A 26,109-nucleotide genomic window follows, 5' to 3' on the forward strand; every position below is an offset into this window, starting at 1 on the left:
CCGTCATGTTAGTCAGCCGCAGCCAGGCCTGTGTTCTGGGTTTGTTGCTCACCTCGGTCAGCCACCCCGCGTGGGCGCAGGACGCCAGCTCCAGAATGCTGCTCGAGCAGGGCCGCTATTGGCAGGCGCATGACAAGCCCGATCTGGCCGCGCAGTCCTGGTCGAAGCTGCTGCTGGCCGACCCGAAGCAGCCCGAAGGCCTCTATGGCATGGGGGCGATTGCCGTCGGCAAGAAGCAGTTTGCGGTCGCCAACGACTATCTGACGAGGCTGCGCGCTGCCGCGCCCGACAGCCGCTACGTGCCGCTGCTCGAGCAGGACCTGCGTCTTGCCGTGGAGCCCAACAAGTCCACGTTCGCGAAGGCGCGCCAGATGGCCCAGGACGCCGTCAACCAGAACGACCCGAAAGCGCTGGCAGCCGCGCTCGCGCAATACGACAGGGCATTGGGCGGCAAGACTCCGCAGGGCAATGTGGCGCGCGAGTACTACACCTTCCTCGGCTATACGGACGGCGGCGTGGATCCGGCCATTCAGGGCTTGACGCGCCTGAACGCCGAGACGCCCGATCCGTATACCCAGTTGGCGCTGGCCCAGCATCAGGTGCGCGACGAACGCTATCGCGCGGCAGGCGTCGCGTTGCTGGAAAAGCTGGCCGCGCGCCCGGACATTGGCGGCGCGGCCACGGAAGCCTGGCGCTCCGTGCTGACCTGGGTCACGCCCACGCCGAAGAACAAGTCGTGGTTCGAGGACTATCTGAAGCTGCATCCCGATGACGATGAAATCCGCCATCAGATGGTGTCGCCGCGCGCAGCTGGCGCCCCTGCCGCGCCGGTCATGGACCCGCGCCTGACGCGCGGCTTCGCGGCGTTCAAGGCAGGCGACATCACGACCGCCGAACAATCCTTTACCGACGTGCTGCGCGACAAACCCAACGATACCGACGCGCTCGGCGGGCTGGGTCTGGTGCGCATGCAACAGGGCGACCTGGCGCAGGCGCAGGCGCTGCTCGCGCGCGCCGTCGCGCGTCCTGGGGCCGGCGCCAACTGGAACAAGGCGCTCGCTTCGGCACGCTACTGGCTGCTCGTGAATCAGGCCGAAGGCGCGCAAAGCGCGGGCGACTACGCCGCCGCGCGCAGCAAGCTCGACCAGGCGCTGCGCATGGACCCGGCCGAGCCGGGCGGGCGCAATGCGTCGGCCCGGCTGTATGCGGCGCAGGGCGATCTGACCCGAGCCGAAAAGGTCTACCGCGAGGTGCTGGCGGCGCACCCGAACAACCGCGAGGCGGTGAGCGGGCTCGTCGATATCCTCGCTGCGACGGGGCGCGCCGACGAGGCCCAGAAGTGGGTCGACGGCATGTCGCCCGAGCAGCAGGCCGGCATCGGCGGCCTCGATCGTTTGCGTGCGGCGGTCGCCGCGGGCCGCGCCGACGCCGCCGAGCAGCGCGGCGATCTGGACGCGGCGCGACGTATCCTCGAAGACGCGCAGCACCGCGATCCCGACAATCCGTGGATCCGTCTGGAACTGGCGCGCTACGAACTGCGGCAGGGCCATGCCGACGAGGCGAGGGAACTCGTCGACGGCCTGCTCGCCTCGAACCCCGACAATCCCGACGCCCTCTACGCGAGCGCGCTGCTCGCCATGCAGATGGGCGACTGGACGCGCGCGCAGGACACGATGGCGCGCATTCCCACTGCCGCGCGGACGCCGAACATGGTCGCGACGGCGCAGCAGATCGATTTCCAGGCCGTGGCGGCGCAGGCCTCGCAGCTGGCGCGCGACGGCAACCTGGACGACGCGCGCAATATGCTGGCGCGGCTCGAAGCGTCGGCGGGCAAGGACCCGGCGCGGGTGAGCGCGCTGGCCCAGGCCTATGTCGACGCGGGCAATCTGCCGCGCGCCATGGCCTTGATGCATGGACTGATGCCGAATGGCCTGAAGGGCAGCGGTCCCGATGTGCAACTGGCCTACGCGGGCCTGCTGCTCAAGACCGGCCAGAACGTTCAGGCCCAGGACGTAATCCGCGGTTTGCAGGGCGAGACGCTGACCGCGGACCAGCGCCGGCAACTGGACGACCTGAATTACCTCTACGCCGTGCGTCTGGCCGAGCAGCAACGTCAGCAAGGCGATCTTGCGCAGGCCTACGACACGCTCGCGCCGGTTCTCGCGAAGCGGCCCAACGACAGCCTGGCCAACGCCGCGCTCGCGCGCATGTATGCGGCCGATGGCCAGTACGCCGAGGCGCTGTCGCTCTACCGGAAGGCGCTCGCGAACGACCCCGACAACCCCGGTCTGGAGCTAGGCGTGGCGATGACCGCGGTGCAGGCCGGCAAGGGCGACGTGGCGGACGCAGCCCTGAAACGGGCTGTTGCGAAGGCGCCGAACGATCCGGACGTGCTGGCGGGCGCTGCGCGCATCTATGCCATGCAGGGCAAGACCCGCGAGGCGCAGGCGCTGCTGGTGACGGCCATCGCCGCCAAGGAAAAGCGTCTCGGCGTGCAGGCGCAAGGCGTCCATGTGGCGGGCAATCCCTTCGTCCACGACGACGATCGCCGCCGCCGTGCGGCTCGCGACAAGCGCCAGCCGGCTGCCACTGCGTTTGCCGCGCAGGGCTCTGGGGGCACCGCGTCCGATGGCGCGCTCGCGAGCGATGCTGGAACGGCTTCCGGTGGCTCGTCCGCAACGACGTCGAAGGCGGCGCGTGCCTCTGCGCTGCCTTCCGTGGCCGGCACGCCGATCGGCGAGCAGGCGCCGCAGGACGCGCAGGCCACGAGCGCGCCTCAGGAGGGCGCGATCTCGCTCGACGACATGCGCAACGAACTCGACGATATCCGCTCGGAACGTTCAGCGGAGATTCGCGGCGGCCTGTTCGTCTCGTCGAACAACAGCGCCGGCGGGACCTCCCAATTGACGAATGTGCAGCAGCCGCTCGAAGCGCTGCTGCCGGTCGGCAACGGCAAGCTGTCGTTGCGCGTGACGCCGGTGGAACTCGAGGGCGGCACGCTCGGCACCGATGTCTACAGCAGCAGCCAGTTCGGCGGCGGCCCGGTTGCGGCACAGGATCAGAAAAGCGGCACGGTCGCTGCGCCGGGTGCGCAGAGCGTCCATGGCGTCGGTCTGGGCGTGGGCTACGAGACGCGCAAGTGGGCGTTCGACATCGGCACGACGCCTTTGGGTTTCCAGTACACCAATGTGGTCGGCGGCGTGTCGTTCAAGAGCGCCATCGGTGCGAAGGGCGGCTGGTTCAACGCGGGCGTGTCGCGCCGCGCTGTGACCGACAGCATCACGTCGTTCGCCGGTTCGACCGACGCGCGCTCGGGCCTGCGCTGGGGCGGCGTGACCGCCACGGGGCTGCATGGCGCGATCGGCGTCGACAACCAGGATTACGGCTTTTACGGTTACGGCGCCGTGAAATACCTGGACGGCTACAGCGTCCAGTCCAACGAGGGCGCCGAGGTCGGCGCGGGCACGTACTGGTACCTGCTGCGCAGCGCCAGCAACATGCTGACCATCGGCATGAACCTGAGCGGCGAGTTCTACCGCCACGACCAGAACAACTTCACCTATGGCAACGGCGGCTATTTCAGTCCGCAGCGCTTCTATGCGTTCACCGTGCCCATCACGTGGGCGCAGCGCTCGGATCGCTGGACCTACAAGCTGCAGGGTTCGGCAGGTCTGCAGTACTACCACGAGGCCGGCGCGCCGTACTTCCCGACCGACAGCACGCTGCAGGCGGCGGCCGCTTCGGCAGCGACGTCGCTTGGCTTGAGCGATGGCGCGGTCCATCCCGCGCAGTCGAAGACCGGCGTCGGCTACAACCTGCTGGCCGCGGCCGAGTACCGCTTCAGCAATCACCTCACGGGCGGCGCATCGGTGGGCGCCAACAATGCGTCCAGCTACCGCCAGTGGGTGGCCGGACTGTATCTGCGCTTTAGCTTCGCACCGCAGACGAAGTCGCTGGATATGCCGGTCATGCCTTACCAGTCGCATTACAACGATCAGTAGCCCGATCGATCGCAGATCGATCGTTTTTCAGGAGTTTCAAGTTCATGCTTGCTTCCGTACTTGCAGGTCTCAGCATTCTCATGATTGGCGACAGCCATCTGAGCGAGCCCGGTTATCTCATCGACACGTTGCAGGACCAGCTGATCGCCGCCGGTGCGCAGGTGCACACCTACGGGGTGTGCGGCAGCGTGCCGGGCGACTGGGTGAAGTCGGTGCCGGGCACCTGCGGCGGCGCCACGCGCAACGGCAAGGCGCCGCTCGTCGTCGATCACAGCGCGAAGACGCAGCCGATCGATCAACTCGTCGCAGCGAACAAGGCCAACCTCGTCATCATCGTCGAAGGCGACACCATCGGCGGCTACGGCAAGGACGATTTCCCCAAGAGCTGGGTGTGGCAGCAGGTCACGGCGCTCACGCAAGACCTGGCGGCCAGCAAGACGGCGTGCATCTGGGTCGGGCCGGCGTGGGGCTCGGAAGGCGGCAAGTACCAGAAGAGCTTTGCGCGCGTGAAGCAGCTTTCGTCCTTCCTCGCCACCAACGTCGCGCCGTGCCAGTACATCGACTCGCTCACGTTTTCGAAGCCGGGCGAATGGGCGACGGTCGACGGTCAGCATTTGACGACGACCGGCTACAAGTACTGGGGCGCGGACATCATGAAGGCGCTGGTCAAGCTACCGGTCGTGCAGCACAAGTAAGGCACTGCCGCCGCTGCTTCGTCACATCGAGAGTCTGAGAAAAACAATGAAAAACGTCCTTTCCCAGCCGTTGCGTTTCGTGCTTCGCGGCCTTGCGCTGTCCGGCTTCGCGCTGTCCGCGCAACTGGCCGCACCGTTTGCCGCGCCGTTCGCCATTGAACCGGCCATGGCCGCCGATATCCCGCTGTACCCGAGCGGTCCGGCGGAGGATGCGTCGTTCGTGCGTTTCGTCGATGGCGGATCGCATCCCGTCGATGTGACCTCGGCAGGTTCGAAAGCGCGCCTGACGCTCGATGCCGCGAACCCGGCCAGCCGCTTCTTTCCAATTGCCGCGGGCAAACCCGTGGCCGGCACGCTGACGGGCGGCGGCGCGCAGCAGGACGTCAGCGCGACCGTGAAGCCCGGCGAGTTCGTTAGCATCGTCGCGCTAGACGGGGCGCAGAAGGGCGCGCATTCGCAGGTCGTGACGGTGCGCGAAAAGCCGGACGACTTCAACGCGCTCAAAGCCTCGGTGGGCTTTTACAACCTCGATGCGCACTGCGCGGCGCCCACGCTGAAAGTGCCGGGCCGCGACATCGTGCTGCTCGACGGCGTGGCCGCGGGGCAGAGCAAGCGCCGCCAGGTCAACCCGGTCGCGCTGTCGGTGCAACTGGCCTGCGGCGGGCAGCCGGTGGGCCAGCCGCTGAACCTGGGCACGCTCGCGGCGGGCCAGCGTTACACGGTGTTCCTCGTGCCGGCCGGCGCGCAGTCGCGCATCTTCTTCGCGAACGACGCGGTGAGCCGCTGATCGCATGGTCTTCGCGTCCCTCGAATTCCTGACGCTGTTTCTGCCGGTCTTCCTGGCGATCTACGTCGTGTCGCCGGCCCGCTGGCGCAACGGCGTGCTGCTCTTTTGCAGCTGGTTCTTCTATGCCTGGTGGAGCCCGGTCTTTCTGCTGCTGTTCATCGCGCTGACCTTCTGCGGCTGGTTCGGCGGCGTGGTCATCGACCGGGCGCCGAGCCCGCGTGCGCGCGGCGGCTGGCTCGCGGTCTTCATCGTCGTGAACGTCGCGATCCTGTGCTGGTACAAGTACGCCAACATCGTGGTCGACAGCCTCGACAACGTGCTGGCGGCAGGCCACGCGGGGCCGGTTCCGTGGCAGCACGTCGTGTTGCCCATCGGGCTGTCCTTCATCGTGCTGCAATCCATTTCGTACCTGATCGACGTGCAGCGCGGCACGGTCCCGGCCGATCGCAGCGTGATCCGCTATGGGGCCTATCAGGGAATGTTCGTACACCTGATCGCCGGGCCGATCATCCGCTATGCGTGGGTCAAGCGCGAGCTGGCGTCGCGCACGGTCGACTGGGACGCTTTTGCGGCCGGCGCGCGGCGGCTCATGGTGGGCATGAGCATGAAGGTGCTGGTGGCCGACACGCTGTCGCCCATCGTCGATGCGGTGTTCGCCATGCATGCGCCCACGCTGGCGGACGCATGGCTCGGTTGCGGCTTCTACACGCTGCAGCTGTTCTTCGATTTCGCGGGCTATAGCGCCATGGCCATCGGGCTGGGGCAGATGCTGGGCTTTCGCTTCCCCGAGAACTTCGACCATCCGTACCTCGCCAGCAGCATTCAGGACTTCTGGCGCCGCTGGCACCTGTCGCTGTCGAGCTGGATTCGCGACTACCTGTACATCCCGCTGGGCGGCAACCGCGACGGCGAGTGGCAAACCTGCCGCAACCTGCTGCTGACCATGGCCATCGCGGGCCTGTGGCACGGCGGCGATAGCTGGAACTTCCTGCTGTGGGGGATCGCCCACGGCGTGGCGCTGACGGTGGCGCGCCTCTGGCGGCGCGCCGGCATGCCCGCCGTGCCGCTGTGGCTATCGCACGTGCTGACGCTCGTTTTCGTCATGCTCGCGTGGACGCTGTTCCGCGCGGTGGGTTTCCATGCGGCGCTCGCCATGTATCGTGGCCAGTTCGGCTTGAACGGGATCGGCTTCAGCGACGCCACGCTTGTGCTGCTGCGCCCCGTGCATGGGCTGGCCGCCACGCTGGGCATCGTCTGTGTGCTGCTGCCGGTCTGGCAATCGCGCTGGGAACGCCTCGCGGACACGGTGCCGGGCCGGTTGTGGCAGGCCGTGTGGCCGCTCGCGGGCTTTCTGCTGTCGTTCGGGTTGATCGTCGCGCGCGGCGCGGTGCCTTTCCTTTACTTCCAGTTCTGACGCCATGGAAGATCCCAAGCCGCTTCCGCCATTACCCGCTACGCGCGCCGGCAAGGCCGTTGCCGTCATGCTGATGGGCTTCCTGTTCGCGGGCCTGTTCTTCAATCTCCGGTTCGCGGCGACGACGGCAGCGCTGCTGCCGCACGCCGTCACGCGCGCGGGCATGCTGGACGGCACGGTGCCGAAGGCACTCGCCAGCCGCATGGCCGATACGCCGATCGCCGCCGACGCCGCGCGCATGCAGCGCGCGCTGGGCTGGCTGACGCTGGGCGATCTGGGCCCGCGCGTGCGGCAGGGCTGCCCCGGCTGGCTGTTCCTGCGCGACGAACTGAATGTCTACCCCGACGCAGAGCGCCATCTCGCGGCGCGCGCCGCGACGGTCGCCGCCGTGCAGCGCGAACTGGCGCGGCACGGCATTGCGTTGCTCGTTGCCGTGGTGCCCGACAAGTCGCGCATCGAACCGCAGCATCTATGCGGCCTGTATCGGCCGGCATCGCTGAGTGCGCGTCTGGGCGACTGGACAGCGCGTCTCGCCGCCGTTGGCGTGCCCGTGGTGGACCTGGGCCCGGCGCTGCGCGGCGTGCCGGGCGACGCGTTTTTCCGGACCGACACGCACTGGACCCAGGACGGCGCGGGCGCCGCGGCGCGCGCGGTGGCGCAGCGCATTCGGGCGCTGGACGAGCCGCCGGGTTCGAGCCAGCCCGGCTACCGCGTGGCCGACAAGGCGCCCGCCCGGCGGCCCGGCGACCTCGTGCGGCTGGCCGGCCTCGATGCGTTGCCGGTCTCCTGGCAGCCGCGAGCGGAGATCGTGACTGGCCGGGCGTACCTTCACGTGGCCCAGGCGGCCGCGTCGGCCGACGATCTGTTCGGCGATGCCGATCTGCCGGGCATCGCGGTCATCGGCACCTCATATTCGACGACCTCCGATTTCGTGCCGCAGCTGGCGCTGGCATCAGGCCAGGGCGTGGGGAATTTCGCGCGCGAAGGCGGCAAGTTCGGCGGCTCGGCGCGCGCGTATTTCGCGAGCGCCGCGTACGCCCAGACGCCGCCCAAACTGGTGGTGTGGGAACTGGACGAACGGGATCTGCAGGCGCCGCTCGAAGCGGAGGACGACGTGGTCGTGCCGAAAGCCGGTCCGGTGGGCACGATGGCTTCGCGTTGAGGCTTTCGGCCCGGGTAATCGATCCTCCGGGCCGCCTGCGATCAGGCCTTCAGCAGTTCGGACGCGAAAGTATTTGCATGCGCTACGGCCTCCTGCGCGTTCGGGAACACGCCGAGCTGCTCCCAGCGCTCCTCGACCGCGTAGGTGCCTTTTATCGCGAGCGCCCTTTGCACGCGCAATTGCGCTGCGTAGCCGCCGTCCTCGAGGGGGCGAGCCGTCGCGATGATCCTGTGCGGGGGGCCGGATCGTTCCGGCTGAACCAACTCGGCAGGACCGCCGGGGATGCCGACATCCTTCAACTCGTTCCGGGTCTTGCAGTCCGGGCAGTAGAAACACCACCCGTCGTCCTCGTGACTGGCTCTGACCTGACCGCGAGCCAGTACGGCACGACATTCAACGTTTTCGCAGATGAACGGCATCGCTGTCTCCGGAGTTGTTTGAAGGGAGCCTAGCACGTCCTCCGTCGGTCAACCATTGGCGATGTTGCCGGGCCGGCGTCAAGGAAAACCCTCGGGCGCGGGCCCGACGCCGGGTCGGCTCTTGCGCTACGCCTACGCGACCTTGCGAGTCAGATCCACCTGTCCCGATGCGCCCGCGCTCAGCTCGGCGCGATCCGACTCGGGCACTTCGCCCGCGCGCCGATGGATGTCGTGCGTGACGAAGCCTTGCTCGCGGCTCGGGATCGCGAACCAGTCCGGTTGCGCGAACGACGCGCGAATGTCTTCGACGCCGCTCGACCAGTGCTCTTGCATGGTGTCGGCGCTGAATTCGTAGTCCTTGTAATGCCCTTCGTAAGGCTTGTTCTTGTAGATCAGATGGACCACGTTGATCGACGACCCATCGGCCACCTTCTCCGCGAGCTGGAAGAGGGGATCGCTGCGGCGCGCCTCGGCGGGCACGTGCTCGAGGAGTTCCTTGATGAAGCGCGCGTGCTTTTGCCGATCGGCAAGCATGTTGGTGATGGCGCGCGTGCGGCTCGAATATTGAATGTCCTTGGCGCGCTCGGCCACGTCCAGAAAATCGGCGGGCACGTTGCCGCTCGCGCTCCATAGATCGACCTGGAATACGAGCGTGTCCTTGTGGTCCGCGTCACGCAGCACCTCCGTGAGCGGCGTGTTCGACACGAGGCCGCCGTCCCAGTAATACTCGCCGTCGATTTCCACGGCCGGAAAGCCCGGCGGCAGCGCGCCCGACGCCATGAAGTGCTCGGGCTCGAGCCGCATTTTCGCGTTGTCGAAATAGACGAGATTGCCGCTGCGCACGTTCACGGCGCCCACGGAAACGCGGATCGGGCCGTCGTTGATGCGGTCGAAATCGGCGAAACGTTGCAGCGTCGACTTCAGTGCGGCCGTGTCGTAGTAGCTCACCGCATTCGGCGTCGCCTTCTGCCAGCCCGCGACGGGCAGCGGGCGGCGCGGCGCGAAAAAGCCCGGCTGACCTTCGGTGAGCGCGCGACCCGCGGCCCACATGCTGGCCCAACGGCGCGAAAATTCCTGCTGGCTGAACATCGGCATGGCGAGCGCGCCGAGGTTGCCGAACCAGTCGAGCGGATGGCAGATCGACTCCCAGAAACCACGCAGCGCTTCGACACGCCGCGCGGGCTCGTTGCCCGCGATTATCGCCGTGTTGAGCGCGCCGATCGACACGCCCGCAATGCGATGCGGTTCGACGCCGGCCTGCGCGAGCCCTTCGAACACGCCGGCCTGATAGGACCCGAGCGCGCCGCCGCCCTGCAAAACAAGGGCGATTTCGTCGTAGCGCGGCAGCTCAAACGGCTTGCGCTCCGTGCGGGCGGTTAGATTGCTGCTGCGCATACGTTCTCCCTTCGTTCGTTGATTGCTCAGTGCATCGACCAGCCGTGCGTGACGAGCACCGACTGGCCCGTCAACGCCTGCGACCCGAAGCCCGCGAGGAACGCGACCGTGTTGGCCACGTCGTCGAGCGAGGTGAACTCGCCGTCCACGGTGTCCTTGAGCATCACGTTCTTGACGACGTCGGCTTCCGAAATGCCGAGCGCCCTGGCCTGCTCGGGAATCTGCTTGTCGACGAGCGGCGTACGCACGAAACCCGGGCACACGACGTTGGCGCGCACGCCGCGCGGACCGCCTTCCTTCGCCACGACGCGGGCCAGGCCGAGCAGACCGTGCTTCGCCGTGACATAAGCCGCCTTGAGCTTCGACGCCTCGTGCGAGTGCACCGATCCCATGTAGACGATCGAGCCGCCCTTGCCACTGCCGTACATGTGCTTGAGCGCGGCCTTGGTGGTGAGAAACGCGCCGTCGAGATGGATCGCGAGCATCTTCTTCCAGTCGGCAAACGGGAACTCGTCCACCGGGCTGATGATCTGGATGCCCGCGTTCGACACGAGCACGTCGATCCCGCCGAAGGCTTTTGCCGCTTCGTCGATCCCCGCATTCACGGCTTCTTCGTTGGTGACATCCATCGCCACGGCGAGGGCCCTGCCGCCCGCGGCCACGATGCTGTCCGCCACCTTGCCGGCGTTCGCGAGATTGAGGTCGGCGATCACGACCGCCGCACCCTGGCTCGCAAACGTGCGCGCGCAATGTTCGCCAATGCCGCTCGCGGCGCCCGTGATGACTGCAACCTTGTCCTTCAACGACATATGTATTCCTTACTAAAAGCGATTGTTAAGCAGATCAGGCAAGCTCGACTTCGGGCTCGCCCAGGGCGGCGTCCTGGCTCGATGTCGCGGCGAGATAGTCGAAGGCGACTTCGCCGATATCGAGCGTGAGGTCCGCAATGACGTGGCGTGCACCCACCACTCGGCGCACCGGCAGATCGGCGACGGGCGCGAGCGCATGCGGATGCAGCTCGATCGCGGCCGGGCCGCTCCATGCGCCGCGCACCGTCACGTCGCGCAGATAGAAGCGCACGAGTTCGCAGATGCGCGCCGTGCCGTCCACATGCGGAATGATCTTGAGGAGATAGTTGGGCGTGTCGGCGAGCTTGCGGCGCTCGTCTTCGCTGTTGAGCACGTGATGCTTGTAGCCCATCGTGCCGGTCGCGATGCGCTGCGTGCCGTAATCGAGCGTGCCGAGCAGCGTGTCGTTGCCATCGACCGCGAGCACGGGGCGCGCGAGCTTCTTCGGGAAGCCCCAGATTTCACGGCCGCCCGCAATCGGGCCTTCGTCGTCGAGATACATCGAATGCGTGTAATTCGCGAGGCGGCCTTGCGGATCGCGTACGGAAATCACCTGACCGCTTTCGGTGTAATCGCCGAAACCCGACGAGTCGGGCATACGGATGAATTCGTAATGCACGAGATTGTTTTCCGCCTTCAGCGGCTCCGGCACGATGGCGCGCAGCGCATCGGGATCGGTCTCGTACGTGATGATGAAATATTCGCGATTGACGAAGCGAAACGGCGGCCGCGGATACGCGGGATTGTGCATGGGCATCGCGAATGCATCGCGGCGGATTCTTGCCAGATCCATACTGTTCTCCAGTCCAGGCTGCGTGAAAACGTCGCGACAGATCTTAGAGGGAAAACATGACACGATCGCATTTATGGCGATAAAACACCGTTTCAGTTTCGTTAAATAAAAAGGAAATTGAAAGTTTATTGGCCATCCCAGCGTCATTTTCGTGTGATTGGCGCAACCTCGCGTATGCCGATTTTTGCAGCTTAATCATGGCATTACGTTCGTTGCCCAGGAAACATCTGATGAATGCTGCTCAAAATGGGAAATAGATTGATGCGTGGATTGGGAGGGGAGGCCGGCCACGTCGCACATTGAGGAACGCCTCGACCCCGGCATCGGTATGCTTTGTCCAAATTCGGAAGGAATACGAAGTATCGCAGATGCCTGGAGAGAGCCGCCGCGATACCGGATCGTCGCGCGCCGAACACCATGTTATATGACATCTCTTGTGGTCCGCAGGCGTAAGATATCCTCGCTTCCAGCGGGGAAGCGGGCGGGGCAGGCTGTGACCGGCTAGAATGGATTGGCATGCCTAAGCGCGAGACGTGCTTCCTGCTTCGTTAGCCAGCGAGCATACCGGCGAGATGCGATGAGCATATTCAGATTTCAATCGGCGACGGAATCGGCATTCCTCAAACGCTCGCATGCGCCCAGTGCGGTTCGCGCATGGCTGGTCGATATGCTTTGCTGGCCTGCCCGCTTCGAGGATCCGCAGGTCGAACGGGAATTTACGGAGGAGTATGGCCGGCGCTTCGCCGACTTTCGCCGTGCGGCGCTGGTGCTCGGAACCCTGATCTGGGTGTGCTTCGGCTTTTGGGAAATCAGCCTTGCGCAGACCAGTCCGGTGTTCCGGCCGTACTTCCCGGAGGTTTTCGCGTTCCGTTGCGCCGGTGCGCTCGGCGCGACCGTCGGCATCGTGCTGGCCTTCAGGCTCGAATTTCATCGGGACAAGGTTGCACACTGGATCCTGCTGTCGGGCCTGGCGTTCATGTGCTTTTGCCTCTTGATGCAAACGGTCCTTGCCCCGCGCCCATTCAATTTCACCCATTTTTTTGTCGGCTTTTATTTAATTCTCTTTTATCTGTTCGGCTTTCTGCGCCTGCGGGCCAAGGCGACGCTCATGCTGACCGCATGCGTGATCGCCGTGATCGTGATGGCGCAACTGGTCACCCAGGCGGTCGAGCCGGACAACTTCGCCGCGGGCATGTTCTATCTGTTGAACGTCGCCGTGCTGGGGCATAGCGTCAACGTGAATGCCGAGAGGCATGTGCGCGACCGCTATGTCGCCGTGCAGGCACTCGCGCAGAGCAACGCCGCGCTGCAAAGCGCCAACGCCGAACTCGCGCAAAAGCATCATGACCTCGAGCGCGCACGGCGCGACCAGCAGACCAAGTCGGAAGCCCTGATCGCCTTGCGCGAGCAGCAGCGCGAAGCCGCCGAGCAGTCGAGCCGGGCGAAGTCGCGCTTTCTGGCCGCGGCCGCACACGACCTGCGCCAGCCCATGCATGCGCTGAACCTGTTTCTCGCGGCGGCAGACGAAGCGCTGGAAGCACGCGACATCGAAGCATCGGGCAAGCTGATCGGCGAAGCGCGCAAGGCGTCGGTATTGACGGCACGCCTGTTCAACGCGGTGCTCGACCTGTCGAAGCTCGAATCGGGGCACGTCAACCCGACCTATACGAGCGTCGACCTGAGCCGCGTGACCGAGGAGGCGGTCGAGCAGCTCGCGTCGTTCGCGGCGAGCCGCGGCGTGGTGCTACGCTATGCGAAGGCGCTGCAAAAGCCCGCATGGGTACGCACCGACGCCGACTGGATTCCCCGCGTGCTGAGCAACCTCATTGCGAACGGCATCAAATATTCGGATCCCGCGAAAGCAGGGCGCTCCACGGTGCTCGTGGGTTTGGTCCGTATGCCTAATTATGTGCGTCTCGACGTGCTCGATAACGGCATCGGCATCGCGTCGGAGCATTGGGATGCGATCTTCCAGCCGTTCGTCCAGCTCGGCAACCCGGAGCGGGACCGCGAGAAAGGGCTCGGACTCGGTTTGTCGATCGTGAATGCGGTGGTGTCCCTGCTCGAGGGCCATCGTCTCGAACTCAAGTCGATCGAGGGTCACGGGTCGCGCTTTTCGGTGCGCATGCCGGTGGCGGACCCATTCGCGCACGAGGATGCCGCGCTATCGCCCGCCGATGCGGCATCGTCGCTGTCACCGTCGTCGCTGCGCGGTCTCTACGTGTTGCTGGTCGAGGACGACAGCCTGGTGCGTGCCTCGATGGAGGCGTTGTTTGCACGCTGGGGCGTGCTGTCCGATTCGGTTCGCTCCGCTGCCGAACTCGATGAACTGTTGCAGACGATCGAGCGCGTGCCGGACCTCGTGATCAGCGACTACCGGCTGCCGGAGAATTCGACCGCCCACGACGTCATCCGTCTGCTGGGCGAGCACGTTGCGCGGCCCGTGCCGTGCCTCGTGGTGACGGGGGAAGCCATGGCAAGCACGCAGGGCGTGTTGCCCGAGCGCTGCGTGCTCAGCAAGCCATTGGCTCCCGACCTGCTGATTGCGCGCATGCTCGAATTGACGGAGGCATCGGCGCGGGCGACCTAGACCGCCGGGGCGTGCGCAACGGTGGGAATCTCGATGCCGCGGCGTGCCATCTCGACGATCAGGAAAGTGCGCCGCGATACGTTGAAGCGGCTCAGCAGATCGCTGATGTACTCCTTCGCGGTGTTCTCCGAGATATTCATCTTGCGCGCGATGGCCTTGTTCGACATGCCCTGCAGGACAAAGCCCAGGGTTTGCGCGAGGCGCGGCGGAAGGTTCAGCGAGTCGATCGGAATGGCCTTGCTCGGACCCGGTGACTGCGGGGTATGGCCGCCTTTGCCGAGCACGCTGTTGGGCAGGTAGACCCGTCCATTCAGGATCGTCTGCAGGGCTTCCCGGAACACCGCACCGCCTTCCTCGCTGGCCTTCGAGATGAAGCCGCCGGCGCCATTCTTGATGCAGTCCAGCACGGTCTCGCGGTCGTCCTGCGCGGACAGCATGACCACGTGCGCCGCGCGCTCGTTCTCCTGCAGCCAGCGCAGCAAATCAAGCCCGGTGTGATTGTCCCCGATCTGGTAGTCGAGAAAGACCAGGTCGTAAGCCTTGTTCTGCAGCCGTTCGACAGCAGCGTCGTACGAGCCGGCCTCGTCGATGTCGAGCGTCGGTTCCGACGTCAGGATCAGGCTCTTCATCGCGATACGCGTCAAGCCCTCGTCTTCGACGAGCAGTACGTGCCGGAAATACAGGTTGTCCATCGAGCGCCTCTCTAGTCGTCCCCACTGTACCCGTAATCCTGCAGGTTGCGATCCCCCCATAGCGGGGGACGCTTGTGGGGCCGCCTTCTGGAGGCGTTTTTCCCCCGCCATGGCCGGTTTTGCCAGCGCCCCGGGACGCGCAGGATGGAGTCGCTGCAGTTCGGACGATGAGGGACACCATCATGCATACGCCGCATCCCGACTTCAAAAGTCTGCTGAATATTTTCCGCTTTGCGTCGGACGACGAAACGCGCGCACGCCCTTGCAAGCCGGAGCCTGAACCGGCGACGCAGCCGGACGCGACGATCCTGGCCGAACTGCTTCGGGCAAGGGCGCTCATGGTTCGCATCGAGTCGAGCGGCGTGACTTTTCCGGACCAGATCTACGACGTCTTCGTGCAGGCGCTGGCCGCCTATGACCAGAAGTGCTGGACGGAGCAGATCGACCGGAGTTTCTGCATCACGTTGAGCCTGCTGGAGTCCGTCGCACGCCACCGCCGTGGCGCCAAAGCGGCCCGCACCGTGTGCACCGATGCGACCCTGGTTAATCACGACAATCCGGGCCCGACGGTCATCATCAGCGAGCGCCGGAACATGCTCGACGGTAATTGGTGAGCGATCGCCGACGAGGAGACCGTGCGATGCGAGACAACTCCATCCGGTACGACGCGCTCGATGAGCAGCGCCTGCAATCCCTGCTCTCGCAGGAGCGCGATAGCCAGGCGGGAGGCAAGCGGGCAGGGCGCGAGAAAACGATTCAGATAAAGACAGAGACAGGAAGGCGGCCGCAGAGTCCCTACACTGTCCACACGCTCGACACGGCAATTGCTCACCTCGAAAGCGCGATCAGCGCGGACAAGGCGATGGCGATTTTCGGTGCGAGTTATTGGCACTCCCGCGTGCTCGAGCTCCGTTCCACACCGGGGATCCTGCACATTCAGGAGCGTCGGCTGCAGTGTTTGCTGGATCGGTTCGCGGCCAGAGCCGGGGGACAAGAAATAGACTGAGTCATGCCTGATTCGGGGGAGCAGAGGAGATCAAACAAGTTGGGGTAGCGTGAGAGACCACCTAAAAATCCGGGAAGCGTGAGAGACCACCAAAAAAGCAGGGGAAAAACCATTAACTTGCACTAGCCGCAACGCGTTGCTGCCACCGGACATGGCAACGCGCGGCGTTCTCTTCCGGAACGCATCGGCATGATCGCTAAAGCAGGCCCATTGCCGATGCCTTGAGTGTCGCCGCCGCGCGGGTGGAGCATTCGAACTTGCGAAACACGCTTTCGACGTGCGTGCGCACTGTGCTCGGACTCAGCGCCAGTTCTCGCGCGGCTTCCTTGTTGCTCGCACCGCGCGAGATGGCACGCAGCACATCGATTTCGCGCGGCGTCAGCGGCGCGCGCTGCGGCGTGCTGTTCATCGGGCGCCTGACGGCAACTGCGCCTTCGGCCAGCAGCGCATCGACCGCTTCGCCGCTCAGCCGGCCGCTCGTGACCTCGTCGCGCAGCTGTTGCTCGGCGGCGTCGTCGGAGAGCGCGGGCCGCCACGGGCGCGCCGAGCGCAACGCGACCCACGCCACCGAAGCAGCCAGCACGCGCGCCTCCAGCGTCATGGCCTCGCCGCGTGCGCCGCGAAAATAACCCGAGCCGTCCAGCCGCTCATACGCATACGATGCGAGTTCGGCCGCGTCACCGAGCGCGCCGGCCTGCCTGCCCGCGCGAGACGTCCAGTAGGGCACGAGGCGCACCTTCTCCCAGGCGCTTGCGGGCAAACGCACGCTCAGATTCCAGATGCCGTTGGGCACTGCCGCCCGCCCGATCCCATGAATCAATCCTGCGCGATAGACGCGTTCGTGCGCGGCCTTGTCCGTTGCGAGACGTTCGCAGCACCGGGCGGCCGTTGCCGCGACCGCGCGCGAAAAGCCGGTCATCCAGGGCAGCTTGAGGTCGATGACGTCGGCGATCAACTCCGCCGACGTTGCCTGCTGCATGGGCGAGGTCGTCAGTGCAGCGTCGAGCGCGGCGAGTGACGCATGTTCCAGTTCCGCGAGCCAAAGGGCCGCACTGCGCTGCACGGTCTCGACGAGCCGCACTGGATAGCGTATGTCGGCGCGTTGCGCAATGAGACCGAGCGCCTGCTCGACACCATACGTGCGACTGAAAATCTCCAGATCTCCGGCAAGCGCGACGACGAACACCGGCATCGGCACGGCTTCGCGTGCAAGATGCTCGGGCACACCGTTGCCGTCCCACATTTCGAAGATATGACGCAACGCCGTTTCGGTTGCGAGCGGGAGGCCCAGCACGCGCGCCACTTCGCCCGCCACTTCGCAGTGGGTCTGCGCGAGCGGCGTGAGCACCGCCGCGGCACCGCCACGCGACTCGAGTGGCGCGACCCAGTCTGTGCGGCCGTCCAGCATCGAGACGCGGCTTTGGATGTCGTCGCCGAAAACGTCGGCGAAGCCCGCCGCGTTTGCCGTGCATCCCGACCAGCGCAGCAGCGACGTCTCCCGCACGGTATCGATCGTCGACGCGTCGAGCCGGGCGGCTTGCGCGAGGCGCGCCGCGAGCCATGCGGTGCGCGGCGAATGATCGGTGGGCTGGCCCATGCTCAGATCGCCGATGAAGGCGAGTGCTTTCACGGCATCGAACACGCGCAGCGGGAAAAGGCCAGCTTGGTCGTCGGTCATCGGCATGGGAGGCAGGGCGCACGTCAGGCGTTCGATCACTATACGTCACAACGCCATTCGACCCCGCGAGGGTCGGTCATTCGACCGATGCCGCAAAAACGAGGCGAGTGCGATCCTTTGCACCGTTGTCACGAACTGTTCAGGAGTTGCCATGGCTGATCGACACGCAGATATCACGCTCACTCGCGAAGCGAGCTGGCTCAAGCAGTATTACTTTGTGCGGACCGCGTTTTCCGTCGCCTGGGTCGCACTGGCATTCTCGCTCGGGCAGCATTCGCCGGCCAGAATCGCGGCGCTGCTCGTCGTCTATCCGGCGTGGGATGCCGTGGCCAACTATCTCGACATGTTGCGCAGCGGCGGGGCGGAGGAAAACCGTACACAGGTCGTCAACGTCGGCATCAGCATCTTGACGACGGTCGCCGTGATGGTGGCGTTGAAGCTGGGCGCGCACGGGGTGCTGGGCGTGTTTGGCGTGTGGGCCATTCTTGCCGGGTTGCTTCAGCTCGGCACCGCCGTGCGTCGCTGGAAACGCTTCGGCGCGCAATGGGCGATGATACTAAGCGGTGCTCAATCGGCATTGGCAGGGGTGTTTTTCATCGTGCAGGGCGGCGCGCCTCTGGCCTCTGCGATCGACAAAGTGGCGGGCTATGCAGCGGTCGGCGCCGTCTACTTTCTGATCTCTGCCTTGTGGCTTTCGGCTGGCCAGCTGCGCAGCAAGATGGCCAGAACGTCTTGATGCGCCGGCGCAGCTGGCGTGTTGCCTGAATAAATCATCGGTGCGTTCTCCTGCAGAGGTTCAACGACGAAGTCGTGCGATTTCTGCGCGCGCCGAGCTGACGCTCGTCGCGCGCGCAGCGAGCATGGCGGCTAGAGATCGAGCGTCACGCCGCCCGCTGCCGGATGCCCGACGCAGATCAGCGCGTACCCCGGCTCGGCGTCGAACTCGGGCGGTTCGTCGTATTCCACGCTGCCATCGAGCACGCGCGTGGCGCAGGTCCCGCACATGCCGGAGCGGCAGCTGGACACCGCGTCGGTGCCGCAGCGCTCGGCGGTTTCGAGCAGCGAGCCCTGCTGCGGCTGCCATTGCACCGTTTGCGCCGTGCGGGCGAAGGTCACCGGTCTGGCTGGCGTTGCCTCGTTCGCCACGGGCGCGTGATCGGGCGCACGCTTCAGGCTCGATGGCCCGAACGCCTCGAAGCGGATCCGCTCGTCCGCAATATTCAGCGCGCGCAGCCCCTGGTACAGATCGCGCATGAACGCTTCGGGGCCGCACAGATAGAAGTCGTAGTCGTCGAACGGCAGGAAGCGACGCAACGCATCGATGTTCACGCGGCCCGCGAGCCGGTCTTCATCGGGCGAGTCGTGCTGCGCGGCGCTGTCGTACAGATGCACTGAGACGTTCGGATGCGCGCGTTCGATCTCCCGCAGCGCCGCTGCGAACGGCCTTTCGTGCTCGCCGCGCGTCCCATGAAACACGTGTATGCGGCGTTGCGGTTCGAGCGTGAGCGCCGCGTCGAGCATCGCCAGCATCGGCGTGATGCCGATGCCCGCCGCCGCCAGCACGATCGCGCGCGGGCTGCGTGCATCGAGCGTGAACGATCCGCGCGGCGCCAGCGTGTCGATCAGCGCGCCGATGCGTGCGTGTTCATGCAGCCAGCGCGACGCCGCGCCGTCGCGCTTCACGCTGATCCGGTAGCGCGCCGGATGCGCGGCATCGTGCGCCGCGGAGAGCGTATAGGTGCGCATGAGCGGCTTGTCCGAGCCAGGCATGGCGATGCGCAGCGGAAGGTACTGTCCCGCTTCGAACGGGGCGAGTGGTTCGCCGTCCACCGCTTCGAAATGGAACGAGCGGATCGTCGGAGACTCGTCGCGCACCTCGGCGACGCGCAGCGTGCGCCACGGGCGCGTGTCGGCGTTCTTCGGTGCAGCGGCTGGCGAGGATTCTGTCGAAGCCTGCGCGAACTGCGGCGCATAGTCGACCGCCGACCACCGCAACGGCAACGCGTCCCGCACGCGGCGCACTGCAGCCACATGAAAGCGCACCAGCCGCTGTGCCAGCGGGAATTGCGCGATTTCGGCACCGTCCCAGATCACCTCGCCGCGTACCGCCAGATACAACAGATCGCCGCGCGCAAAGTCGACGAACAGCAATCCCGCGCGCGGATCGCGCAGCAGGTTGCCGATCGTGTTGAAAAACTTGTTGCCGCTGAAGTCGGGCGCAGTCAGCGTGCGCGCGTCGTCGATCCGCACGAAGCCCGGCATGCCGCCGCGGTGCGACACGTCGGCGCCGCCCGCCGCTCCCGCTGCATCGTCGAGATTGGCGGTGGCGATGAAAAATACGTCGGCGCGCGCGATCAGCGCGCGGTCTTCCTCCGAGAGTGCCTGCACATGCTCGACCGTGGCGTGCGCTGGCGCATCGCCGACGAATACCGGTTCCCTTCCATTGATGTACTTCGCGCAGTTGCCGAAGCTCTGCTCGACGGCGAGCGTCACCACGCCGCCATCGACCGCTTCGATCACGCCGTTCACGCGGTTGCGCCGCCGCGTATGCGGTTGGATGCCGAGCCCGCCGATACGCGCGCCCGGCACCCAGTTCCCTTCGAGCGGATCGCCCGCCAGCGCGCCGCCGTCGATGCGCAGCGTGCGGCTGTCCGGCGTCGACACGAAGCCCGCCGTGTTCGCACGCAGCGTGGCCCAGGGCTGACCGTTTGCGTCGACGCCGCCGAACACCATGAACGGCAGCATCGCGAAGAACGCGCGATGCTGGTCCGGCATGTAGTCGCGGATGCCGCGCGAGCCGTTTTCGAGCGCAACGTCGGCCACGCCCGCGCGCAATTGGGCCTCGCGCTCGCCGTCGTGAAACGGCCCGGCGGCGCGGTACGGATTCAGTTCGGGGAGAGCGGTCATGACGGCCTCGATCTAGCGGCGCGCAAGTGGGGTTCAGGCGGCGAGCAGGCCCGCTTTCGTCGATGGCATCGGCACGAAGCCCGGCAACGCGGCCACGCGGTCGAGCCATGCGCGCAGATGCGGATACGGCTCCAGCGACACGCCGCCTTCCGGTGCATGCGCGATGTAGGTATGCGCGGCAATATCGGCGATGGTCACCTGCTCGCCCGCGGCGAACGGCTTGTGCGCGAGTTCGGCATCGAGCAGCGGCAGCAGCGTTTGCGCGATTTGCTGGGCACGCGCGAGATCGAGATCGCGCTTGAATACATGGACGAGGCGTGCGGCGCACGGGCCGAACGCGATCGGACCGGCTGCGAGCGACAACCAGCGTTGCACTGCAGCCGCGCCGAGCGGGTCGTCGGGCAGCCACGACGGATCGCCGTAACGCTTCGCCAGATAGACGAGAATCGCGTTCGAATCGAACAACACCGTGTCGCCGTCGACTATGGTCGGGACCTGGCCGAAGGGATTGAGCTTCAAGTACGCGGGCTGGCGGTGCTCACCCGCGGCGAGATCCACCGGCACGATCTCGAACGGCAGGTCCAGCATGGACAGGAACAGCCGGACGCGGTGTCCGTGGCCGGATAGCAGCATGGTGTACAAGCGGATCGGCGTGGCGGGACGGGCAGCGGGCATCGCATTCTCCATAACGAAAGCGCCTCGGGATGAAGCGTCAGTGAGCGTTCAGAATAGGCAATGGCTGCGCGCGCCAGAAGACTGCTAAGCTTGCATTCATTTTCTATCGAGAGTGGACAATCGCCGATGACCGACGTACGCGACGTGAATCTGAACCGGCTGGCGGTGTTCGTCGCCGTGGTCGAAGCGGGCTCGCTGACCGCCGCGGCCGAGCGGCTCGGCATCGCCAAGACGATGGTCAGCGCGCACATGCAGCGCCTCGAACGCGAGATCGGCGCGAGCCTGATCACGCGCACCACGCGTCAGCTCTCCGTGACCGATGCAGGCCGCGCGTTCTACGACGCCAGCTGCCGTATCCTGCAGATGACGGAAGAGGCGCTCGCGGCCGTCTCGGACGAGGCCACGCCCGCGCGCGGCGCCCTGCGGGTGAGCGCGCCTGTCGACTACGGCGCGCAGATCGTCGCGCCCGCGCTCGTCGATCTGCGCGCCGTCTATCCGGAACTCGACATCGAACTGGTTTGCGCCGATCACTACGTCGACCTGATCGGCGAGGGGATCGATCTGGCCGTGCGGCTCGGCAATCTGCCGGACTCGAACTACCGCACGGTGAAACTCGGCAGCTACGTGCGCTGGCTGGTCGCGAGCCCCGCGTTCGTTGCGCGGCACGGCATGCCGAGGTCGCTGAACGGATTGGCGTCCTTGCCGCATATCGCGATGAGCGTGCTGCGGCATCCGTCGACGCTCGAGTTGACGCGCGAAGCCGGGCGCCTCGCGACGGGCCGCGTCAGCCACGACAAAGCCGTGCGCCGCGTGCGCTGCGTGAATGCGCTGAGTGTGAACACGGCGACGTCCGCGCGCGCGGCGGTCCTCGCAGGTGGCGGCTTCGCCGCGCTGACCGACTTCTCGACCCGCGCGGATCTTGCGTCCGGCGCGCTGGTCCGCTTGCTGCCCGAATGGTCCGGGGTGCCTTTGAGCGTGCAGGCCGTGTTCGCGCCGACGAGCTACCCGTCGGGCAAGGTGCGCGCCGTCATCGAGGCGTTGAAGGCGAGGATCGCGAACAGTGCCGCGTAAGCGTCGCTGGCACGCTTCCGTGCGTGACATTGAACATGCGTCGCGAGATCAGCCTGGCGGCAAAAAACGATCCTCGACGAAGAACCGCCGGCGAGCCTCTTCGTCCGATGGCGTCTCCGGGCCGAGCCCCGGCAGATCGGGCGCGCGATCGGGCTCCATGGCGAAACACGGCAGGATGCGGGCGCGGCGCTCGTCGGCGCTCGCGCCGCGTTCGTACAGCAGCTGGGTGAGCCAGTCCAGTACGCGGTGCAGGGCGCCGTAATAGCGGTCGTGCTCGAAGGCGTACGCGTGCGCGGCGGCTTCCCAGTCATCGTTGGCGAGCAGGCGGTCAAGCAGCACCCTGACGTCACGCAGCGTCAACGACAGCCCGCATCCCCATGACGGGTCGCTGGCCGCCGCTGCATCGCCGATCAGCACCACGCTGCCGATGCAGGGATGCTCGACCCAGATGTCCGCGCCGGGATACGCCGCGAGCGGGCCAACGACTCTCGCGCGTTCGAACCAGTCGCGCGGCACGCCCGTGTCGACGCAGGCGTCGAGGAACTCGCGGACATGCCCGCTACCGCTGATGGGGTGCGCGCGCTGCCCGACCCACGAGACGAAGTACGACCGGAACCGCTGCTGCCCGATCGGAAAGATCAATGCGGCCTGTCCCAACGCTGGACACTGGAAGTGGTGGACTGAATCTTCCGGCGTATCGAGCCCCTCGTAGAGCACCCCCGCCACGACCAGCCGCCCGGGATCCTGGTTGAGCGTGAAGCCGGCTAATCTGCGCACCGTCGACCGGCGTCCGTCGGCGCCCACCACGAGCCGCGCTTTCACCCGATGGGTACCGCCATCCGAGCGAATCTCGACGACCGGCGGCTTGCCCGGGGCGTCGCCCGGATCGACGCGCACGACCTCGGCGCCGCGCAGCACGATGGCCCCCGAGGATTCGGCCGCGTCGAGCAGCGTGCGCTGCATCGACGGATGATAGAAGTCCAGACACGCGGTGTGCCCGGGGGTGGTCTCCGCGAGGTTGCGGGACTCGGCCGGCACCAGTCCGCTGTAGCGCCGCCAGAACGGGACCACGTGCGCGCCGTCATCGCAGAGCAGCCGGTCGATGCCGAGCGCGCGGGCTTCGACGACACCCCAAGGCATCATGCCCTCGCCGCGCACGCGGTCCCTGAACGCCGTCTCGCGTTCGACGATGAGCGTGCGCACGCCGGCGCCTGCCAGTGCACGGCCAAGCGTTGCGCCGCCGAGACCGCCGCCCGCGATCACGATGTCGTAGCTGCCCTGAGTCATTTGAAGACCTCCACGCCATGGCGGCGAGGCGAACCCGGACGTCAGCAAACTGACGGCGCATGAAGCGCGTGAGCGTGCGTGTCGAGAGGCGCGCGGATAGCGCTATTATGCGACGCGCATACGCTGTGGAGGCAAGATTCGATGTTCGGAATGCGAGGCGCCAGAGAAAACAGGCGGTGTCCCGCCAGTGTCGTTACACGCCGAAAGATCTACGCGCTGTTGCCGTCACGAACGCGGCGGGACACGAAACCAGGTGATTGCCACGATCAGCAGGAATCCTGCATAAGCTGTCGCGAATACCCAGCCGGGCAAGTCGTAGTACAGCAAGTCGCTGACCCAGCGCTGGATGAAGCCCTGCGGCCCGGCGTGCCCGGTACGCAGCCAGTCCTCGAGCACCGTGAGGGGACACGGGATGTCGAGGACGGCAAGAAGCGCGACGAGCCCTATCGCTAGGAGATGCGTGAGCCGGAACACGCGGTTGCGCACCCAACCGCGCTCGAGCCAGGCGCCCACCCAGATCGCGACCAGGCCGCCGACGATGAAGAGTACGACCAGTGCATGTAGTACGAGAACGGTATTGGCCAGCCAGTCCATGACGATGCTCGCAGTTGCACGCGCCCTGCGTTCTGGCTTTGATGATACGTCTTCAGAGGTCGATAGGCCGGGGAAGGGCTCCCGCGTTTGGCGTCGTCGCGGTTGCCGTAAACGGCGAGTCGAAGGCCGCGTCTTCGACTTCAGGATTCACGAGGTCGTTGTCGCGCCTGGTCTGTTCGGTCCAGATCTGGCTATCGGGAAACCAGAAGGCGTTGTTGCGGGGCGGCACGACGAGCCTCACCCGCAGCGACGGATTGAAGATCTTCGACCACGCCGAGAGATAGGAGGGCGTCTTGATCAAATGGCCGCAGTTTGCGAGTAGCAGGCTCGCGACCAGGGCTTCGCGGCCGATGGCGAGTCCGGGATGTCCGCTGAAGTGCACGGGCTTCTCGCCGCTCGCGAGCAGCGTGGCAGGCGCGACGTTGACGGGCACGGCGAAGCCCCACTTCTGGAAGAAGTCGAGGAAGGCCTGCTCGTCGCTGGAGACGAAGATGTTCGTGAGCCGGTGATCGTCCGCAAGGGTTCTCTCGACCATGCGGCAAAACCCACTCCAGTCGATCGTATGGGCCTCGAACTTTTTGTCCGTGCCGCGAAAATGGACGCCCAGCGTCGAGGCGCCAATCTCGAGCCGCTCGCTGATGCGCGCGACTTCCTGCCGGATCGCTTCGCCTGGCCGAAAGTTCGACAGGAATACCGTACTTGCCCGCGCGAGCCCGAGGCCGGCTTCGTAACGGCGAAAGCCCAGATCGCCGAGATCGCGCACGATCGACGTTCGCAAACCCGCCCTCGCGTCGTCCGGCAGGGCGGACGGTGCGAGGTTTTCAAAGTATTCGGCTAGCCAGTCGATTTTGCCTTGCGCGTCGCCATAGCTGCCGCCGCGCGCCGAAATAACGGGCGTCAAATGCTTTTCGTCGCAGTACAGGAGGATGCACAGGACGATCTGCATGACGGAAAAGAAGCCCGAATTTGCGCGAATCTCTATGACGAAGTGGCCACGGTTGAGGCGCTGCTTCGCATGCAGGGACAGGCGGGCGGGCGTATTGAGCGCGTTCTTGAAGTCTTCGCTGCGTCGCACCTGTCTTGCGAACTCGATAAAGTTTCTGAACATGCCATGTCCCTTCGACCCAGCAAACGGGGAATACCTTTCGGGCAGAGCGCCGCCGCTTCCTGTTCGCAGGCGAGCGGGGCGCTCACGGTAGATTCCGTCGACGGATTCGCGATTGACTGCGTTAGCAACGATTGGGGGATCAGACGTATGTTTTCCGACGATAGCTTGCTCGTCGCGCACGCTTGGGCAGGCTGGTTATTTGGCATCCTAAGCGGTTGAAGCATTCTAGGATGTCATGTTTACGCCTTGATTAACCTGAGGATTAAGTGACATCCCCAATGCCAGTGATCGCTCGCGCGACTAGCCGAACGGCCTGAGCTGCGAATCCGGCACGTCGACGCGCAGGTTTTCCATCAGCACCGTTTCGATCGGCTCGCGTGACTCGCTCTCGCTCACGACCTTGATGGGCAACTCATGGCTCAAATCGAACCATAACTCATAACGGAACACGCCGCTCACGAAGTGCCCGGGCCGGCACGTCACGATCACATGCGCCGCCTGGTGCGCGCCGATCGTTTCGGCGCCGACGACCTGGGTGTCCCCATGCTCCTGCAGCGCACGGACATTGACCAGCAGCGCGCCGAGATCGGACTCGTCGACGCGATGACCCTGCGGGCCCTGAATCATGTGATTGTCGGGACTCAGCGTGAGCCTCGGAAACGTGTCGATACCGAACGGCCAGAGCTTGACCTTGCCCGATTCCGGGTTGAAGGTGAGCGTCGCGCCGCCGTGCGGCCGGATGAAGTCCATCCGGACGAAGCCGGGCTTTCGGTAGCCATAGAGCACCTCGACCGTTTCCGCTCCCGCCGAGGTCGATTTCAACGTGACCTGGTAGTTTGCGAGCGCATCGAAGCGTGCCTGTGCGACGGCCACGAAATCCCGGTCTGGGAGCGTCATTGCCCCCTCCTATACTCGAATGTGGAAGATGGGTCATTCTGGAGCACGGCTTCGCACGGCGCAATGCAGGCTCGGCCCTGGCGCGGACAA

The 26,109-nt window shown here is 65.8% G+C and carries 22 protein-coding genes; 10 read left to right on the top strand and 12 right to left on the bottom strand.

What is annotated here, in order from left to right; genetic code table 11:
* Positions 1-5 precede the first annotated feature (5 nt).
* From AB4Y42_RS17515 to AB4Y42_RS17535, 5 genes are read left to right on the top strand one after another with little or no spacing between them, the layout of a single operon-like run.
* Entirely contained in the window at positions 6-4,001 is a 3,996-nt protein-coding gene (locus AB4Y42_RS17515) for a cellulose synthase subunit BcsC-related outer membrane protein (protein WP_368694844.1), read from the top strand.
* A 44-nt stretch (positions 4,002-4,045) separates the two neighbouring features.
* Complete coding sequence (locus AB4Y42_RS17520; protein WP_368694845.1) at positions 4,046-4,696, top strand: SGNH/GDSL hydrolase family protein; 651 nt, start codon at positions 4,046-4,048, stop codon at positions 4,694-4,696.
* A 46-nt stretch (positions 4,697-4,742) separates the two neighbouring features.
* Positions 4,743-5,483 carry a cell division protein FtsQ gene (locus AB4Y42_RS17525; protein ID WP_368694846.1) on the top strand — a complete coding sequence of 247 codons (741 nt, stop codon included), beginning with the start codon at positions 4,743-4,745 and terminating at the stop codon, positions 5,481-5,483.
* A gap of 4 nt (positions 5,484-5,487) precedes the next feature.
* Positions 5,488-6,897: an MBOAT family protein gene (locus AB4Y42_RS17530; protein ID WP_368694847.1), complete on the top strand. Its 1,410-nt coding sequence runs from the start codon at positions 5,488-5,490 to the stop codon at positions 6,895-6,897.
* 4 nt (positions 6,898-6,901) lie between these two features.
* Positions 6,902-8,059, top strand: a complete 1,158-nt coding sequence (locus AB4Y42_RS17535) for a cell division protein FtsQ (protein ID WP_368694848.1) — start codon at positions 6,902-6,904, stop codon at positions 8,057-8,059.
* Between the two features lie 41 nt (positions 8,060-8,100).
* Here the strand turns inward: AB4Y42_RS17535 and AB4Y42_RS17540 are convergent, their stop codons facing one another.
* The 4 genes from AB4Y42_RS17540 to AB4Y42_RS17555 form a co-directional block, all read right to left on the bottom strand.
* A complete protein-coding gene (locus AB4Y42_RS17540; protein ID WP_368687921.1) occupies positions 8,101-8,478 on the bottom strand; it encodes a hypothetical protein in 378 nt (125 codons plus the stop codon).
* A gap of 132 nt (positions 8,479-8,610) precedes the next feature.
* Positions 8,611-9,873 carry a DUF3734 domain-containing protein gene (locus tag AB4Y42_RS17545; RefSeq protein WP_368687920.1) on the bottom strand — a complete coding sequence of 421 codons (1,263 nt, stop codon included), beginning with the start codon at positions 9,871-9,873 and terminating at the stop codon, positions 8,611-8,613.
* Positions 9,874-9,899: 26 nt separating this feature from the next.
* On the bottom strand, positions 9,900-10,682 hold the full coding sequence (locus AB4Y42_RS17550; protein ID WP_368687919.1) for a 3-hydroxybutyrate dehydrogenase: 783 nt from the start codon (positions 10,680-10,682) through the stop codon (positions 9,900-9,902).
* 34 nt (positions 10,683-10,716) lie between these two features.
* Entirely contained in the window at positions 10,717-11,514 is a 798-nt protein-coding gene (locus AB4Y42_RS17555) for an acetoacetate decarboxylase (protein ID WP_368694849.1), read from the bottom strand.
* Between the two features lie 667 nt (positions 11,515-12,181).
* Between AB4Y42_RS17555 and AB4Y42_RS17560 the strand changes: the two genes are divergently transcribed.
* Entirely contained in the window at positions 12,182-14,104 is a 1,923-nt protein-coding gene (locus AB4Y42_RS17560; protein WP_368694850.1) for a hybrid sensor histidine kinase/response regulator, read from the top strand.
* On the opposite strand, the gene AB4Y42_RS17565 is transcribed toward AB4Y42_RS17560, so the two are convergent.
* Complete coding sequence (locus AB4Y42_RS17565; RefSeq protein WP_342921697.1) at positions 14,101-14,796, bottom strand: response regulator transcription factor; 696 nt, start codon at positions 14,794-14,796, stop codon at positions 14,101-14,103. The two genes, AB4Y42_RS17560 and AB4Y42_RS17565, sit on opposite strands and share 4 nt — an antisense overlap.
* Before the next feature lie 182 nt (positions 14,797-14,978).
* Here AB4Y42_RS17565 and AB4Y42_RS17570 point away from each other — a divergent pair, with 182 nt between their 5' ends.
* Both AB4Y42_RS17570 and AB4Y42_RS17575 read left to right on the top strand, forming a co-directional pair.
* Positions 14,979-15,410 carry a hypothetical protein gene (locus AB4Y42_RS17570; RefSeq protein WP_368694851.1) on the top strand — a complete coding sequence of 144 codons (432 nt, stop codon included), beginning with the start codon at positions 14,979-14,981 and terminating at the stop codon, positions 15,408-15,410.
* Between the two features lie 26 nt (positions 15,411-15,436).
* Entirely contained in the window at positions 15,437-15,802 is a 366-nt protein-coding gene (locus AB4Y42_RS17575) for a hypothetical protein (RefSeq protein ID WP_368687915.1), read from the top strand.
* Between the two features lie 196 nt (positions 15,803-15,998).
* Here the strand turns inward: AB4Y42_RS17575 and AB4Y42_RS17580 are convergent, their stop codons facing one another.
* Positions 15,999-17,480 (bottom strand): HD domain-containing phosphohydrolase, encoded by a 1,482-nt coding sequence (locus AB4Y42_RS17580; RefSeq protein WP_368694852.1) that lies wholly within the window; start codon positions 17,478-17,480, stop codon positions 15,999-16,001.
* Positions 17,481-17,631: 151 nt separating this feature from the next.
* Between AB4Y42_RS17580 and AB4Y42_RS17585 the strand changes: the two genes are divergently transcribed.
* Positions 17,632-18,216: a DUF308 domain-containing protein gene (locus tag AB4Y42_RS17585; protein WP_368694853.1), complete on the top strand. Its 585-nt coding sequence runs from the start codon at positions 17,632-17,634 to the stop codon at positions 18,214-18,216.
* Between the two features lie 131 nt (positions 18,217-18,347).
* Here the strand turns inward: AB4Y42_RS17585 and AB4Y42_RS17590 are convergent, their stop codons facing one another.
* Complete coding sequence (locus AB4Y42_RS17590; RefSeq protein WP_368694854.1) at positions 18,348-20,387, bottom strand: pyridoxamine 5'-phosphate oxidase family protein; 2,040 nt, start codon at positions 20,385-20,387, stop codon at positions 18,348-18,350.
* A 33-nt stretch (positions 20,388-20,420) separates the two neighbouring features.
* On the bottom strand, positions 20,421-21,062 hold the full coding sequence (locus AB4Y42_RS17595) for a glutathione S-transferase family protein (protein WP_368694855.1): 642 nt from the start codon (positions 21,060-21,062) through the stop codon (positions 20,421-20,423).
* Between the two features lie 126 nt (positions 21,063-21,188).
* Between AB4Y42_RS17595 and AB4Y42_RS17600 the strand changes: the two genes are divergently transcribed.
* Positions 21,189-22,133, top strand: a complete 945-nt coding sequence (locus tag AB4Y42_RS17600) for a LysR family transcriptional regulator (protein WP_368687910.1) — start codon at positions 21,189-21,191, stop codon at positions 22,131-22,133.
* Between the two features lie 48 nt (positions 22,134-22,181).
* Here AB4Y42_RS17600 and AB4Y42_RS17605 read toward each other — a convergent pair whose 3' ends face one another.
* From AB4Y42_RS17605 to AB4Y42_RS17620, 4 genes are all read right to left on the bottom strand, one after another.
* On the bottom strand, positions 22,182-23,420 hold the full coding sequence (locus AB4Y42_RS17605; protein WP_368694856.1) for an FAD-dependent oxidoreductase: 1,239 nt from the start codon (positions 23,418-23,420) through the stop codon (positions 22,182-22,184).
* A gap of 225 nt (positions 23,421-23,645) precedes the next feature.
* On the bottom strand, positions 23,646-24,014 hold the full coding sequence (locus tag AB4Y42_RS17610) for a DUF2784 domain-containing protein (protein ID WP_368687908.1): 369 nt from the start codon (positions 24,012-24,014) through the stop codon (positions 23,646-23,648).
* A gap of 52 nt (positions 24,015-24,066) precedes the next feature.
* Complete coding sequence (locus AB4Y42_RS17615; protein WP_368687907.1) at positions 24,067-25,122, bottom strand: hypothetical protein; 1,056 nt, start codon at positions 25,120-25,122, stop codon at positions 24,067-24,069.
* Between the two features lie 300 nt (positions 25,123-25,422).
* Positions 25,423-26,019, bottom strand: coding sequence for a DUF1571 domain-containing protein (locus AB4Y42_RS17620; RefSeq protein ID WP_368694857.1), 597 nt, complete (start codon positions 26,017-26,019; stop codon positions 25,423-25,425).
* Between the last annotated feature and the right edge of the window lie 90 nt (positions 26,020-26,109).

The organism is Paraburkholderia sp. EG286B, from assembly GCF_040965655.1.
GTDB lineage: Bacteria > Pseudomonadota > Gammaproteobacteria > Burkholderiales > Burkholderiaceae > Paraburkholderia.

Excerpts from the sequence above, each read along its gene's own strand:
- AB4Y42_RS17550 (WP_368687919.1), bottom strand. The coding sequence starts at position 10,682 with ATGTCGTTGAAGGACAAGGTTGCAGTCATCACGGGCGCCGCGAGCGGC.
- AB4Y42_RS17580 (WP_368694852.1), bottom strand. The coding sequence starts at position 17,480 with ATGACCGACGACCAAGCTGGCCTTTTCCCGCTGCGCGTGTTCGATGCC.
- AB4Y42_RS17610 (WP_368687908.1), bottom strand. The coding sequence starts at position 24,014 with ATGGACTGGCTGGCCAATACCGTTCTCGTACTACATGCACTGGTCGTA.
- AB4Y42_RS17530 (WP_368694847.1), top strand. The coding sequence starts at position 5,488 with ATGGTCTTCGCGTCCCTCGAATTCCTGACGCTGTTTCTGCCGGTCTTC.
- AB4Y42_RS17585 (WP_368694853.1), top strand. The coding sequence starts at position 17,632 with ATGGCTGATCGACACGCAGATATCACGCTCACTCGCGAAGCGAGCTGG.
- AB4Y42_RS17525 (WP_368694846.1), top strand. The coding sequence starts at position 4,743 with ATGAAAAACGTCCTTTCCCAGCCGTTGCGTTTCGTGCTTCGCGGCCTT.
- AB4Y42_RS17555 (WP_368694849.1), bottom strand. The coding sequence starts at position 11,514 with ATGGATCTGGCAAGAATCCGCCGCGATGCATTCGCGATGCCCATGCAC.
- AB4Y42_RS17595 (WP_368694855.1), bottom strand. The coding sequence starts at position 21,062 with ATGCCCGCTGCCCGTCCCGCCACGCCGATCCGCTTGTACACCATGCTG.
- AB4Y42_RS17615 (WP_368687907.1), bottom strand. The coding sequence starts at position 25,122 with ATGTTCAGAAACTTTATCGAGTTCGCAAGACAGGTGCGACGCAGCGAA.
- AB4Y42_RS17515 (WP_368694844.1), top strand. The coding sequence starts at position 6 with ATGTTAGTCAGCCGCAGCCAGGCCTGTGTTCTGGGTTTGTTGCTCACC.
- AB4Y42_RS17605 (WP_368694856.1), bottom strand. The coding sequence starts at position 23,420 with ATGACTCAGGGCAGCTACGACATCGTGATCGCGGGCGGCGGTCTCGGC.
- AB4Y42_RS17545 (WP_368687920.1), bottom strand. The coding sequence starts at position 9,873 with ATGCGCAGCAGCAATCTAACCGCCCGCACGGAGCGCAAGCCGTTTGAG.
- AB4Y42_RS17540 (WP_368687921.1), bottom strand. The coding sequence starts at position 8,478 with ATGCCGTTCATCTGCGAAAACGTTGAATGTCGTGCCGTACTGGCTCGC.
- AB4Y42_RS17565 (WP_342921697.1), bottom strand. The coding sequence starts at position 14,796 with ATGGACAACCTGTATTTCCGGCACGTACTGCTCGTCGAAGACGAGGGC.
- AB4Y42_RS17535 (WP_368694848.1), top strand. The coding sequence starts at position 6,902 with ATGGAAGATCCCAAGCCGCTTCCGCCATTACCCGCTACGCGCGCCGGC.
- AB4Y42_RS17590 (WP_368694854.1), bottom strand. The coding sequence starts at position 20,387 with ATGACCGCTCTCCCCGAACTGAATCCGTACCGCGCCGCCGGGCCGTTT.
- AB4Y42_RS17520 (WP_368694845.1), top strand. The coding sequence starts at position 4,046 with ATGCTTGCTTCCGTACTTGCAGGTCTCAGCATTCTCATGATTGGCGAC.
- AB4Y42_RS17620 (WP_368694857.1), bottom strand. The coding sequence starts at position 26,019 with ATGACGCTCCCAGACCGGGATTTCGTGGCCGTCGCACAGGCACGCTTC.
- AB4Y42_RS17575 (WP_368687915.1), top strand. The coding sequence starts at position 15,437 with ATGCGAGACAACTCCATCCGGTACGACGCGCTCGATGAGCAGCGCCTG.
- AB4Y42_RS17570 (WP_368694851.1), top strand. The coding sequence starts at position 14,979 with ATGCATACGCCGCATCCCGACTTCAAAAGTCTGCTGAATATTTTCCGC.
- AB4Y42_RS17560 (WP_368694850.1), top strand. The coding sequence starts at position 12,182 with ATGCTTTGCTGGCCTGCCCGCTTCGAGGATCCGCAGGTCGAACGGGAA.
- AB4Y42_RS17600 (WP_368687910.1), top strand. The coding sequence starts at position 21,189 with ATGACCGACGTACGCGACGTGAATCTGAACCGGCTGGCGGTGTTCGTC.